At 36.8% G+C, this 14078-nt stretch carries 13 protein-coding genes and 1 tRNA gene; 8 read left to right on the plus strand and 6 right to left on the minus strand.

What is annotated here, in order from left to right; translation table 11 throughout:
* Window positions 1-110 precede the first annotated feature (110 nt).
* The 6 genes from rimK to ES765_RS13995 all read right to left on the minus strand — a co-directional run bounded on the left by rimK (window position 111) and on the right by ES765_RS13995 (window position 6938).
* Window positions 111-1502: a 30S ribosomal protein S6--L-glutamate ligase gene (gene rimK, locus ES765_RS13970; protein ID WP_138114932.1), complete on the minus strand. Its 1392-nt coding sequence runs from the start codon at window positions 1500-1502 to the stop codon at window positions 111-113.
* Between the two features lie 19 nt (window positions 1503-1521).
* Window positions 1522-3048, minus strand: a complete 1527-nt coding sequence (locus ES765_RS13975) for a bifunctional GNAT family N-acetyltransferase/carbon-nitrogen hydrolase family protein (RefSeq protein ID WP_138114933.1) — start codon at window positions 3046-3048, stop codon at window positions 1522-1524.
* A gap of 140 nt (window positions 3049-3188) precedes the next feature.
* On the minus strand, window positions 3189-3512 hold the full coding sequence (locus ES765_RS13980) for a hypothetical protein (RefSeq protein ID WP_138114934.1): 324 nt from the start codon (window positions 3510-3512) through the stop codon (window positions 3189-3191).
* 2 nt (window positions 3513-3514) lie between these two features.
* Complete coding sequence (locus tag ES765_RS13985) at window positions 3515-4492, minus strand: deoxyhypusine synthase family protein (RefSeq protein ID WP_138114935.1); 978 nt, start codon at window positions 4490-4492, stop codon at window positions 3515-3517.
* Window positions 4479-5417 carry an agmatinase gene (gene speB / locus ES765_RS13990; protein ID WP_138114936.1) on the minus strand — a complete coding sequence of 313 codons (939 nt, stop codon included), beginning with the start codon at window positions 5415-5417 and terminating at the stop codon, window positions 4479-4481. The genes ES765_RS13985 and speB overlap by 14 nt, the downstream gene beginning before the upstream one ends.
* Before the next feature lie 108 nt (window positions 5418-5525).
* A complete protein-coding gene (locus tag ES765_RS13995) occupies window positions 5526-6938 on the minus strand; it encodes an arginine decarboxylase (RefSeq protein ID WP_138114937.1) in 1413 nt (470 codons plus the stop codon).
* A 963-nt stretch (window positions 6939-7901) separates the two neighbouring features.
* Between ES765_RS13995 and ES765_RS14000 the strand changes: the two genes are divergently transcribed.
* The 8 genes from ES765_RS14000 (at window position 7902) to ES765_RS14035 (ending at window position 13972) form a co-directional block, all read left to right on the plus strand.
* A complete protein-coding gene (locus tag ES765_RS14000; RefSeq protein WP_138114938.1) occupies window positions 7902-8129 on the plus strand; it encodes a hypothetical protein in 228 nt (75 codons plus the stop codon).
* 66 nt (window positions 8130-8195) lie between these two features.
* Window positions 8196-8267 (plus strand) — tRNA-Arg (locus ES765_RS14005).
* A 236-nt stretch (window positions 8268-8503) separates the two neighbouring features.
* Window positions 8504-9772: a site-specific integrase gene (locus tag ES765_RS14010; protein ID WP_138114939.1), complete on the plus strand. Its 1269-nt coding sequence runs from the start codon at window positions 8504-8506 to the stop codon at window positions 9770-9772.
* 425 nt (window positions 9773-10197) lie between these two features.
* The gene (locus ES765_RS14015; RefSeq protein ID WP_138114940.1) at window positions 10198-10443 is read left to right on the plus strand and encodes a helix-turn-helix transcriptional regulator; all 246 of its coding nucleotides are present in this window, start codon (window positions 10198-10200) and stop codon (window positions 10441-10443) included.
* A gap of 59 nt (window positions 10444-10502) precedes the next feature.
* Window positions 10503-11708 carry a primase-helicase family protein gene (locus ES765_RS14020; protein ID WP_138114941.1) on the plus strand — a complete coding sequence of 402 codons (1206 nt, stop codon included), beginning with the start codon at window positions 10503-10505 and terminating at the stop codon, window positions 11706-11708.
* 208 nt (window positions 11709-11916) lie between these two features.
* Entirely contained in the window at window positions 11917-12873 is a 957-nt protein-coding gene (locus tag ES765_RS14025) for a toprim domain-containing protein (RefSeq protein ID WP_138114942.1), read from the plus strand.
* Window positions 12870-13175: a mobilization protein MbpA gene (gene mbpA / locus ES765_RS14030; RefSeq protein ID WP_138114943.1), complete on the plus strand. Its 306-nt coding sequence runs from the start codon at window positions 12870-12872 to the stop codon at window positions 13173-13175. The genes ES765_RS14025 and mbpA overlap by 4 nt, the downstream gene beginning before the upstream one ends.
* On the plus strand, window positions 13172-13972 hold the full coding sequence (locus ES765_RS14035) for a relaxase/mobilization nuclease domain-containing protein (protein WP_138114944.1): 801 nt from the start codon (window positions 13172-13174) through the stop codon (window positions 13970-13972). Before mbpA ends, ES765_RS14035 begins: the two co-directional genes overlap by 4 nt.
* Window positions 13973-14078 lie beyond the last annotated feature (106 nt).

Consider the following 14078-nt stretch of genomic DNA (forward strand, 5'->3'; position numbering starts at 1 on the left):
GGTATAAAATTAAAAGTTAAATTAATTAATCACAGGTATACTAACTTAGCACTAACTGCCATGAGATATTTATCTCTAAATACAGCTCTATTAAATATAATCAATTACTTCTACATTCTAAACTTCAACTGTTTTTCAATAGCCATAATCATTGCATTGGCGATATCCTTACCTGTAGCATTTTCAATACCTTCCAAACCAGGCGAAGAATTTACCTCTAATAATAATGGCCCCTTATTTGAACGAATAATATCAACACCGGCAACTGCCAAGTTCAATACTTTAGCTGCTTTTAGGGCTAATTTCTTTTCCTCTGCTGTAATCTTGATAATCGAAGCTTTTCCACCTTGGTGAATGTTAGCCCTAAATTCTCCTTTTTCTGCTTGACGTTGCATACTAGCGACAACCTTACCGCTCACTACAAAACAACGTATATCTTGCCCGTTGGCTTCTTTTATAAACTCTTGCACCAATATATTGGTATTCACACTTTTAAACGCATTGATAACACTTTCTGCAGCCTTATTGGTTTCCGCCAGAACTACTCCTTTACCTTGGGTACTTTCCAAAAGTTTTATAATCAAGGGTGCTCCGTTCACCATTTTTATCAAATCTTTTGTATCCATTGGAGATTTTGCAAAACCTGTAATAGGAATATGGATATCATTATTGGAGAATAATTGAGATGCAAAAAGTTTATCACGGGATTGGGTTATCGATTCGGCAGAATTTTGACAATAAACCCCTAAATTTTTGAATTGGCGAATCAATGCACATCCATAAAACGTAACTGCAGGTTTAATACGTGGTATAACAGCATCAAAATCCGTGAGAATATTTCCACCACGATATCTAATTTCTGGCGAGTGTGCATCAAGCTTCATATAGACCTGTTCCACATTTAGAAAAACAATTTCATGTCCCCTTGCCTCTGCAGCTTCCATCAATCTTTTATTGCTGTATAACAATGGATTACTTGCCAAAAGAGCAATTTTCAATCCGGACTTTTCCTTAAAATAAGGTGCATACATTGTATTGACTTCAGCATCATCAAAGTCCTGTAATTGATAATTAAGCGCTGGGTTGACTATAAAACGCTCATTAAGTGCTTCTCTACCCAATAACATACGAAACTCCATGGTATCTCTATTGGCCAATGTAAGCTCAATATCAAACGTCGAATCACCAATGGTAATGGGTGTTTTTATCACCAACCGTACTTCAGATATACCCGAAGAACTTTTCACCATACGACGATCAACCAATCTTGCTTGGCATTCAATAGCAATACTTCGGTTTTCCTGCAACGGACTAACTTCAAACTTCACCCATTCGTTAGCTCCTTTATTAACTATTTTTATGTTTGCAGCCTGTAAAGAAGATGTTTTTGCTCCAGAATCTACTCTTGCTTTTATAGCTGGTATACCTAGCTCATTAAACACACACCATTCTTCACTACCTATAATCTTTAAATTATCCAAATTGTTATTTTTTATCTCCATATTGATTATGGAGTTATATTTATTTCTTCCTTAACTCAAATAAATCTGTTCTTCTATCCCTAAGGTTGCGTACCGCTCCAAATTGATTTAATTCACGCAATAGACTTATATCTACATCGGCAATCAATATCATCTCTGTATTTGGTGTGGCTTCTGCTTTTATTCCATTTGTAGGAAAAGAGAAATCACACGGTGTAAATACCATTGATTGTGCAAACTGTATGTCCATATTCTGAACATTGGGCAGATTTCCTACGCTACCGGCAATAGCCACATAACATTCATTTTCAATGGCCCTAGCCTGTGCACAATTACGAACTCTAGAATACCCATTTTGGGTATCAGTAAGAAACGGAATGAAGAGAATATCCATTCCTTCATCTGCTAAAATTCTACTTAGTTCAGGAAATTCTGAATCATAACAAACCAATACGCCTATTTTACCGCAATCTGTATCAAATGCTTTCAATTCAGTACCACCTTGCATTCCCCACACCTTAGCTTCGTCTGGTGTTACGTGCAACTTTTCATAACGTTCCATACTACCATCACGTCTACATAGATATCCTACATTGTACAAACGCCCATCAATAATTTCTGGCATACTCCCTGAAATGATATTAATATTGTAGGATATAGAAAATTCTGAAAATTTCTGAGCAATTGCTTGGGTATGTTTTGCCAGTTCTCTAATAGCATCTGCCGTAGACATATGATTGTTACCAGCCATCAGAGGTGCATTGAAAAATTCTGGAAACAAGGCAAAATCTGACCGGTAACCAGAAACTGCATCAATGAAATATTCTGCTTGCTGCAAAAGTTCATCTAGGTCTTTATAAGGTCGCATCTGCCACTGTATCAAACCTAAACGAACAATTGTTTTCTTCGTTGCAGCTTTCTTTGAAGGTTTTTGATAGTAAATATTGTCCCACTCCATAAGAATGGCAAAGTCTTGAGAATCCTTATCGCCATCTAAATACCCTTTCATTACTTTGGCAGGGTGAAAATCATTACTGATTTGAAAATTAAGCACTGGATCTTGAATTTCCTTACGACGAACCTTATCTATATACTCTTTTGGTGTAAGGTCTGAAGCATGTTTATGAAAATTAGGCATACGGCCACCAAAAGCAATACTTTTCAGGTTTAATTTTTCACACAGTTCTTTTCTATAATCGTACAGTCGGCGCCCTAAACGTAAACCTCTAAAACTTGGCTTTATAAAAACTTCTATGCCATAAAGCACATCTCCTTCATCATCATGAGTGTCAAAAGTATACTTACCTGTTATTTGCTCATATGTATGATTATCATCAAACGCATCATAATCTACAATTATTGACAATGCTACTCCTGCCAATTGACCATTGATTTTAATGACCACTTGACCCTCTGGAAATTTATCGATCAAAGATTTGATATGTTCCTCCTTCCAATATGCGCTAGGCATACTAGCGTAGGCAGAAATCATGGCAGTTTTTAATTCTTGATAGTCATCAAGGTTTAAAAACTTTAATTCGATATTTTCTATTTCATCAATTTTCATATAGCAATTGTGCGTACAACGAAGTTTAGTTTAAATTTATTTATGGAATATAGTCCTTATTCCGGCTTACGAAAAGCAAACCGGAATAAGGTATTTAAAATTTAATAGGATATTTCTGTGTTTCAGGTTAGGAAATATATCTAGTCTTCATCTTCACCATCAACCAAATCTTCTGGATTTGGCTCTATTACTGCCTCTGGGTCATCATCTTCAAAATCCTCATAATCATCTACATCGTAATTCTCCATCGTATACTCTAGTTTAGCACTAATCTTCACCAAATACTTGGTATCTACAGTTAGCACCTCAACAGCCTCAATACGCTCTCCTTGTGCGTTTCTAAAAGAAATAATATTTCGGTCATCATATCCATCCGGATATCTGTCAACCAACAGCTTCAGCACTTCTGGTGTCAGTTTTTTAAAGTCAACAATAACTCTATTTAAATGTGCGTTCTTGTCCATAATTACATGTCTAAAAGGTAAGCAAAAATCAAGGGTGCAACTATAGTCGCATCACTTTCTATAATATATTTTGGGGTATTTATATCTAATTTACCCCAGGTTATTTTCTCATTTGGCACAGCACCGGAATAGGACCCATAACTAGTTGTACTATCACTAATCTGACAGAAATAGCTCCAGAAAGGGGTGTCTGTACGTTCCATATCTTGGTACAACATCGGTACTACACAAATTGGAAAATCTCCGGCGATACCACCACCGATTTGAAAGAATCCAATTCCGTTTTTAGAATTATTGGTATACCAATCAGCTAAAAAAGTCATATATTCAATACCAGATTTCATGGTAGTGGCCTTTAGTTCGCCTTTCATTACATAGGATGCAAAAATGTTTCCCATGGTACTATCTTCCCAACCCGGACAAATAATCGGTAAATTTTTCTCTGCCGCAGCATACATCCAAGAATCCTTAAGGTCTATTTCATAATACTCCTCTAAAACTCCTGAAAGTAACATTTTGTACATGAATTCATGCGGTAGAAAGCGCTCCCCTTTATCATCAGCATCTTTCCATATTTTGAAAATATGCTTCTGTAATCTTCTAAACGCTTCTTCCTCTGGAATACAGGTATCGGTAACTCGATTCAACCCCTTTTCCAATAGATTCCATTCATCTTGGGGTGTTAAATCTCTATAATTAGGCACTCGTTTATAATGCGAATGTGCAACCAAGTTCATAATATCTTCCTCAAGGTTAGCACCTGTACACGATATGATCTGCACCTTATCTTGACGAATGACCTCAGCAAATATTTTACCTAATTCTGCAGTAGACATTGCACCCGCCAATGAAACCAACATTTTAGCACCATTATTCAGTTGCTCTTCGTAACCTTTAGCAGCATCTACTAATGCTGCTGCATTAAAATGTAAATAATATTTTTCTATGAAATTGGTGATTGCACCTTTAGTCTTCGTCATCTTCAAATTTTGAATTTGTATTAGATTTATAATCTATATCGAATGAATTATCATATTCTTGACCGAAATCTTGACCGGCAAATTTATAGCTCAGCATCTTGTAATATAATTTAGCCGCCAAAAAATCTGATGATTTATCATTTTTGTTCGGGCAAAGCTCTACAATATCAAAGCCTACAACATTCTTATCTTCAAACACTTGTTTTAAAAACTCTAAGGTCTCATACCAAAGCAATCCGCCTGGTTCGGGCGTACCCGTTGATGGCATAATCGAAGGGTCGAAAGCATCTAAGTCTACTGTTATGAAAACATTCTCGGTCATGGCTTCAATCACTTTGTCCGACCAATATTCATCATTTATCATATCATGGGCGAAGAATGTTTTTTCGCCATCCATCAATGTTTTCTCAATAACATCCATAGAACGAATACCAACTTGAACCAAATTAGTGGTTTGGCTAGCTTCATATACGGCACAGGCATGATTATATTTTGAACCTTCATACGATTCTCTTAAATCTGCATGTGCATCAATTTGCAACACTGTAAGATTATCAAAGCATTCATTGAAAGCACGAATAGAACCAATTGAAATTGAATGCTCACCACCAAACAACGTAACAAACTTATTCCGTTTAATAAAATCTTTAGTACTATTATGCACCATGTTCACCATTGCTTCTGGCGAACTGTTTTCGGTTATGGGCTCTGTTAAATGAATTCCCTGTTTATAAACTTCAGAATCGGTTTCAATATCATACAATTCCATGTTTTCAGAAGCTTCTAAAAAAGCTTCTGGGCCTTTGTCCGATCCCTTACCCCAAGTACTGGTTCCATCATAAGGAACAGGAATCAAGATAATTTTGGACTTTTCTAGTTGGGCGAATTCATCGGAAATACCCGCATAATTCTTAGATGTACTCATGATTTATTAGTTATTATTAATTGATTTTTTAGAAAATTGTTCAATTTTATATATGTAATTCAATGTTTAACGGTCGTTAGACTAAAAAATACTCCTTATTTAATGTTTTTATTCGCTAGGCGTATGAACATCATAACCTAATATACCCAACAGATCTTCTGCTTTTTGTTGCGCTCTAAAGAGCTTATAGGTGAAATTACCGTTTTCATCCTTATCTATCAAGATATGCTTAGGCTGTGGTATCAGGCAATGTTGCAAGCCGCCAAACCCACCTATTGATTCTTGGTAGGCACCGGTATTGAAAAAGCCAATATACAACGGTTTCTCTCGTTTATATTTTGGTAGGTAGATGGCGTTCATGTTCTGCTCACTGTTATAGTAATCATCACTATCACAGGTAAGACCACCTAAGAGTACACGTTCATATTCATCGTTCCAACGATTAATAGGCAACATAATAAATCTTTTGTTTATCGCCCAAGTATCAGGTAGTGTGGTAATAAACGAAGAGTCGATCATATTCCATTTTTCACGATCGTTCTGTTGTTTCTGATAAAGAATTTCATAAATAGCTCCACCACTTTCACCTACAGTAAAGCTACCAAATTCAGTAAAAATATGTGGAACGGGCACATCGGCTTCCGAACATGTAATGCTAATCTGATTTAAGATTTCATCAATCATGTATTGATAATCATACTGAAACTGCAGAGAATTTTTAATAGGGAAACCTCCACCAATATTCAAACTATCCAATGATGGGCATATCTTCTTTAATCGAACATATACTTTGAGGCATTTCGCCATCTCGTTCCAATAATAGGCATTATCCCGAATACCGGTATTAATGAAAAAATGAAGCATTTTCAACTCCACTTTATCATTGTTCTTTATTTGATTCTCATAAAATGGAACAATGTTTTTATAGCCTATGCCTAATCTAGACGTGTAGAACTCAAATTTTGGCTCTTCTTCAGATGCAATACGAATACCAACTTTAAAGGTGTCATTAATTGCATCTGTCAATAAATCCAATTCTTCATAATTGTCTATAATAGGTATACAATTCTGATGACCATTATTGATTAATCTAGCAATGTTCTCAATATATTTTTCGCGCTTAAACCCGTTACAAATCACATAATTATGATCGGTCAACCTACCGTTTTCCTTAAGCTTTTCAATAATATTTATATCAAATGCTGATGAAGTCTCCATATGAATATCGTTCTTTAAAGCCTCATGCATTACGTGTTGAAAATGAGAACTTTTAGTACAATAACAGTAGTGGTATTTACCCTTGTAATTATTCTTTTCTATAGCATTTGAAAACCAATTCTTGGCCCTTAAAATATTTTCAGAAATTTTTGGGAGATAGGTGAATTTTAAAGGACTACCGTATTCCTTCACTAAATCATACAGTGGAATGCCATGAAATTGTAAGTGTTCACCATCTAAATTAAACTCTTCTTGAGGGAAATAATAGGTTTGATCAATAAGATCAATGTATTTGGTATTCATGAAATTGAATTATAATGATATTTGTTAAATATAATAACTTGCCTACAGTTTTAAAGTTAAGAAAACGTAACCATCTTAACAGAAAATCAAACTAAAATTTGCTTTTGTGTAGTAGGAATGAAGAAGTAATCATGCTGACTTTGCATGATTGTAGCATAAGGATGGGAAGTTTGCTTTACTAATCGGCAACCTATCTTATAAGCCATCTGTGGGAAATACTTCCAATTTCCCACAGATCCGAACATAAAAAAACGATACATAATGTTCAGCTAAAAGCTTGAAATCCCCAACACCCAAAGTAGGGTGTTTGGACAAGACAAATGAAATCAAAAAAAATGAAAAAACAAGGGTTTTCATTTTTTTTCGATATGCTAAATCATAACATTTGACATTCAGAAAAATCATCACAAACACCCAGCAACTATTTCATTATTAGTTACTTAAAAAAATAGATGCTATGAAACAATGTGAAAATTTAAAAAACACAGCTTCAACACCTCGATACTTTTAGTTTTTCATGAGCAGTTTTTCGCCATTTATCAGATTCCTTTTAGAGTTTATGCGCATACCAAAGAAGATAATGGTGTAAAGATTATCCATAAAATTAAATGATGCCTATCTAATTTACACCATCTATAAAAAAAATCCGAATCATTTTATACAAATAATTGGTGGTTTCTACCAAACGGAGGTGTAACAGTTACAAATTGATTTAGACGTCCATTACAATTATGAAATAGATTCCTTAAAAATATGACCAGTCCTGTTTGAGATATAAAATGAGAACTTAATATTGAACTTGGATACCACTATGATTTTTTAACTAGGACCCCAATTTTCAACGGATTTAGATGGAAGTTGGTTATTTACGACTAGAGGTTCAGCTACAATAGAGACGTAACGAAGAAGGTTTAAGAAAAACATTAAAATTTCTGAAAGATAGAACGTTCCAATGGATTGCCTATGACACGGCCTCCTTTCGTTTTTATGGAACTGGCAGAGGTAGATATAGTACCCAAAATGTATTTATACCGATCACATAGAATTTTCTCTAAAGATGATTCAAGAGCTGGCGCTACCCTAGAATTTAATAAGGAACTAACAGGGAATGATTGGCGCCACATGGGTGAAAACAGCAAAGGTAATCTTATGTATGAGGTTTGGAGTAAAGGACAATCGGCTAACCACTAGTCTTAGATCTAATTTTATAGTGTAACTTAATTAATAATTCTATTTTTGTGCCACTTTGATATAATTGGCCTCGTAGTTCAATGGATAGAATAGAAGTTTCCTAAACTTTAGATGCAAGTTCGATTCTTGCCGAGGTCACTTTTTGACTTATAAAAGAATTCAATATAGTGTATAATATATTGATTATCAATGATTTGATATTTTTTGGTTTCAAATGATATCATTTAAAACCACCTATTAGAGTTCACAAATCGTCAACATTTTTTTCAAATGTTTTCGTATTTTGTAATTGTTTATTTTAAATCTGTTAAATTAACGATTTGTAGGTGATTTGACTTTCGTCCTTAATTAAGTTTAACTTAAAGACGTTTGTTATGCGCACTACTTCCACATTTTCAATCTTATTTTGGCTATACGCCAAAAGAATTAAGAACAATCAAGCTCCCCTTTATGCCAGGATAACCATAGACGGCAAAAAACTCAACATTAGCCTTAAAAGAAGAATTGACACGCAACTTTGGAGTCCTGAAAAGCAGCGAGTCAAGGGTTTAAGTGCAAACGCCAAAAGTATTAACCAATACCTTAATGAAGTACATGCAAAGTTGTTTCAGTGCTATCAAGAATTAAGGGCAGATGATAAGCGGATTACTCCACAAACGATAAAATCCAAATTCCTAGGGGACGATAAGCCAAAGGAATTTACGCTTACTGATATAATTGCCTATCATAATGATAAAATGTTTTACAAACTGCATAGAAACACTTCAAGGCTCTATTTAATTAGTCAAAAATACATCCTACTCTATTTAAAAAAGGAATATAAGCTTGACGACATAGAACTATCGCTTCTTGATTATAAATTTATACTAGGTTTTGAAAATTTTCTACGAGGCCATAAACCAAGGCATTATCAAAAGCAGATTGGGAACAACGCAGTAATGAAACATATTCAGCGTTTAAGGAGAATGGTCACTTTAGCTTATGATATTGAATGGATCGGTCAAGACCCCTTCCGTAAATTCAAACAAAAACTAATTCCCACACACCGCGGTCATCTAACTGGTAAAGAATTAGAACTTTTAGAGGAATTGACATTACACTCTTTGAGATTGAGAACGGTAAAAGACTTATTTGTATTCAGCTGCTACACAGGGATTAGTTATATAGATATGATGCTACTCTCGGAAGAGAGTTTGGTTATGGGTTTGGATAAACGAATGTGGATTGCAACTAAAAGGCAAAAGACCAGGAATCCAGTTAAAATTCCTTTACTATCGAAAGCTTTAAATATTATCAAAATTTACCGAGAAGATAAACGGTGTCAGATTTATGGTACGTTGTTTCCTAAAATATCAAATCAAAAAGTGAATGCTTACCTAAAAGAAATTGCAATAGCAGCTGGCATTCAAAAAAACCTCACCTTTCACATGGCTAGACATACTTTTGCGACAACCGTTACGATGACTAACGGAGTGCCCATAGAAACTATTTCTAAAATGTTAGGACACAGAAAGCTAACCACCACACAAATTTATGCCAAAGTAATTGAGCAAAAAGTATTTGACGATATGGAAATACTTCGTGAGAAATTGGAAATAAATAAAGCGCCATATAAAAGTAAAAATACAAAGAGAAATCACTAGGTCAAATGTTCAATAAAGTCAAAATCAAAATATCAATTTTTGATTGAAACTTAAATGGTGAGTGGAAATAGAGAACTTTTATAGAATCCATTCTTAAAAAAAAGACCTTTGATGGACTTAAAATTTTTTAGTAGAGGGATTTTCAATTGTTGATAACCTAGAATTACCTTACAAATCGCACACTTTGCCAAGATTCAAAATGGTTCCATTTGGTATCAAATGGAACCGAATAAAATTTGTGCTTCCTCAACTTAATCTCGTTTGGTTCATTTTAGTTCAAGATGCTGTATATCAATTATTTGTGAATAACTATTTTACGTAAACACCTTCCCACATTCATCTATTTTCATACATTTATCAAGTAACAATATTGAAAGAAAACAAAAGCGCTTTTGTTCATTTCGTAACCCTAAAAAAGGAAAACAATGGACAATTTTTTGATTCTCGAACGGCTCGACCGTTTGGAAAAACTTCTGATAGCGAACAAAAAGGTATTGACTTTTGAGGAAACCTGTAACTATACGGGAATTTCCAGAAGCTATCTGTACAAACTTACCGCAGCGGGCATAATCCCGCACTCCAAACCCAACGGAAAACTAATATTTTTCGAACGTAAGAAAATAGTCAGTTGGTTGCTCCAAAACGAAAGGGACTCCGCTCAGGAAATCTAAACATCCCATAGCTCAATCATTTCGCCAAGGGTATTCCCTTGGCGGTCAAAACAATCCTTATGAAAACAATACCGTACTTACGGGTGGGAACCTCGTACTATAAACTGGTGCAGGCACCGACCATCGCAGGGCATTTCAATGAAATACTGGTGCATTGGAACATCGAGACCATCCGCCAAGACCATGGTAAGGATTACCTGAGCAAGGTTCCAAAGTACGATGGCTTTACCTGCATACCGAGCCACATCGATTTTAAACAGGAATACAAAGGGTTCTATAACACGTATTCTCCGTTGACGTCAATCCCCAAAGAAGGGGAATGTTCTACCTCATTGGATTTTGTGAAACATATTTTCGGCAAACATTATGAATTGGGGCTGGACTACCTGCAATTGCTCTACACCAGACCTGTACAGGTACTGCCTATTCTGTGTTTGGTATCTAAAGAACGTTCCACGGGCAAAAGTACCTTCCTGAAATGGATGAAGGCCTTGTTCGACAACAATATGACCTACTTGACCAACGACAGCTTTAGCAGTCAGTTCAATGCCGACTGGGCGAACAAGCTGCTCATCTGCATAGACGAGGTACTGTTCAACAAGGAGGAACTGACTGAGCGTATCAAATACCTTAGTACGACCAATATTAATAAATTGGAAGCGAAGGGAAAGGACAAGCGGGAAGTGGAGTTCTTCGGGAAGTTCATACTGTGCAGTAACAACGAGGACAATTTTATCAAGATAGATGGAAACGAGACTCGTTTCTGGGTACTGAAGATACCTGTACTTAATAAAGAGGAAACAAATTTTCTCCATCAATTGATATTGGAAATACCGGCTTTCCTGTTCTATCTACAACAACGAAAGCTATACACGGAGCATACTACCAGAATGTGGTTTACCCCAAAACAGATTAGAACCCCTGCCTTGGCAAGGCTGGTACAGAACAATAGGAACAGGGTCGAAAAGGAGCTGGCAAGTATCCTGTTCAGCGTGATGGAAAAGTTCGAACTGGACAGTATAGACCTTTGTCCCATCGATGCATTACATCTGCTCAATAAGACCAGGGTAAAAACGGATCTGACACAACTGCGGAAACTGCTGAAGAACGATTGGAAACTGACCAATCAGGACAACTCCAACAAATACCAGAAAATCGTCATTTGGAGCGATGGCGATATCCACTTGGCCGATGCAAAAGGACGTTACTTTACTGTCGAAAAAGACTTTTTAACCAAAAATTTCGATGATACGATGACGGAATAGGCCGAGGCCAATGTTTATAAAGGCTAAGGCTGTCATCAAACTGTCATCATTCTGTCATCAAAAAAAATAATGATGACGGAAAACGGTGTTGAAAAATGAAGAACGATGATGCGATGACAAAACGATGACGCTCCAAACCTAATATTGAAAGGGCTTCAAAGGGTACTGTCATCATATCATCAAAAAAACCAGTAAAATGAATTGGCTTATGAAAAAAGAAAGAACCAAAGGATTATCGTGTGAAAGAGCCCGAGCTTTTCCCATCGAAAGGGCGCTGGCAAAACTAGGGCACTTTCCGACCAGAACGAACGGGAAAGAAGCTTGGTTCCTGAGCCCTATCCGCTCAGAAACCCAAGCCTCTTTCAAGGTGTCCAAGAAACTCAATAGATGGTACGACCATGGAGCAGGAAAAGGAGGGAATGTTATCGACCTGATATGCCTGATTACAAAAGGTACGGTCAAAGAGGCATTACATATAATAGTACAGGATGAACCTTCTTTTTCTTTTCAGCAGCGACCATTTTTGGAACAGCAAACAGAGCATACGATTACGATCATGTACGCCAAACCTATCCAGCATTATGGATTACTAAAGTATTTGAATGCACGCAGAATTTCAATAACAACAGCATTAACATATTGCAAGGAAGTCCATTATCTATTCAAGGGAAGGAAATACTTTGCCATAGGTCTTAAAAACGGTTCCGGTGGATGGGAACTCCGCAACGGATATTATAAAAATTCAAGTTCACCAAAGGATAGCACATATATCAAAAACGGAAATAGGAAGCTCATTGTTACCGAAGGCATGTTCGACCTGTTATCGATTGTGGAGTGCCATAAAAACTTGGAATTGGAATATGATTTTCTGGTATTGAACTCCACGGCGTTCGTTCAAAAAGCGATGCGAACACTAGAGGGTTATTCAAGTATTGAACTCTATTTGGATAATGATGCCAATGGAAAGAGAACGTCTAAAGAATTGATGGCGTATTCTAAAAATTGCAAGGACAATTCTAAACTTTATTCAGGCTTTAAGGATGTGAACGAATGGCTGAGAGGTAACACTATTAATGGAGTTGGGCAGAAGGCGCAAGATGTGTTTTTGTTGCCACAAAAACAAACTTGCTTTACTCCCGGCGGTCGCAAAGAAAAAAAGAAATGAAAAAGACCTACATCAAATTCAGGTGTTCCATCTACGAGAAAAAGCTGATCAGGAAAAGGGCGGAACGGGCAGGTATTTCCCTTTCGGAATACTGCCGTAGTTCCGCTTTTGGAAATTCGGTCATTGAACGTTTGACAGAGGAACAGCTCACCCATTATAAAATGCTCGTCAAGTACAACCGTAATTTCATCCGGATCGGGAATATGTTCAAGAGACACAATCCGAAACTGGCTAGCGAGGTCGAAACGTTGGCCGAGGAGATACGGACACACCTCTATAATTTCAAGGACATAAAAAAATGATAGGTAAGGGGAAATCAGTCGGGAACACCGGAGCGAACATCGATTACGGTCTGGACAAGGAAAAGGATGCTGAAATTATTTTTAGCCAACACCTTGCAGAAGATAATGCCCAACAGATAACCGACGAGTTCAGACTGATACAGGAACAGAATACAAGGTGCCAAAAGAACACCCTGAGCTTTATTCTCAGTCCGACCAGGGAAGACGGTAAGAACCTTACCAAGGAACGGTTAGGGGAACTGACCCAAAAGTTTATAAAAGAAATGGGATTGAAGGAAAATCAGGCGGTTGCTTTTGTCCATAGGGATAAGGCACACACCCACGTCCATCTATACGTCAACCGAATCGGTTTCGATGGCAAGGCCTATAACGATAGCTTTATCGGAAAGCGAAGCCAGTTGGCAGCTGAGAACGTCGCCAAGGATATGGGGCTGACCACGGTGAAGGAGGTGCAACTGGAAAAGGAACTGGATTCCATGAAAGTCCGTCTTGAAATCAAGAACATACACCAGAAAATAATGGAGAACGAAAGGCCAAAAACACTAGATGATTATATCAAGACGATGAAGGCCCAGAAGGTGGAAGTCATACCAAGTATCAACAAGGCGAACAAGTTACAGGGGTTTCGGTTCGAGTACAAGGGCCAGAATTTCAAGGCGAGCGAGGTACACCGTTCCATGTCCGGTGGAAGGATCATGGCGCAGCTTTCTCAAAATAGGGGTATTGTAAAACCATTGGAGTGTAGGCTTCCCCATAAGTGTAGGCTTCCCCATAAGTGTAGGCTTCCCCATAAGTAGGACAGTTAATAATTCAAATTTACTAACTTTAAATTCAAACTGTCATCATGAAAAGCAGCAAGTTTAGCGAGAGCCAGATTATTAAAGCTCTAAAGGAAAATGAACA

Origin of the sequence: Maribacter sp. ACAM166 (genome assembly GCF_005771495.1) — a bacterium.
Taxonomy (GTDB): domain Bacteria; phylum Bacteroidota; class Bacteroidia; order Flavobacteriales; family Flavobacteriaceae; genus Maribacter.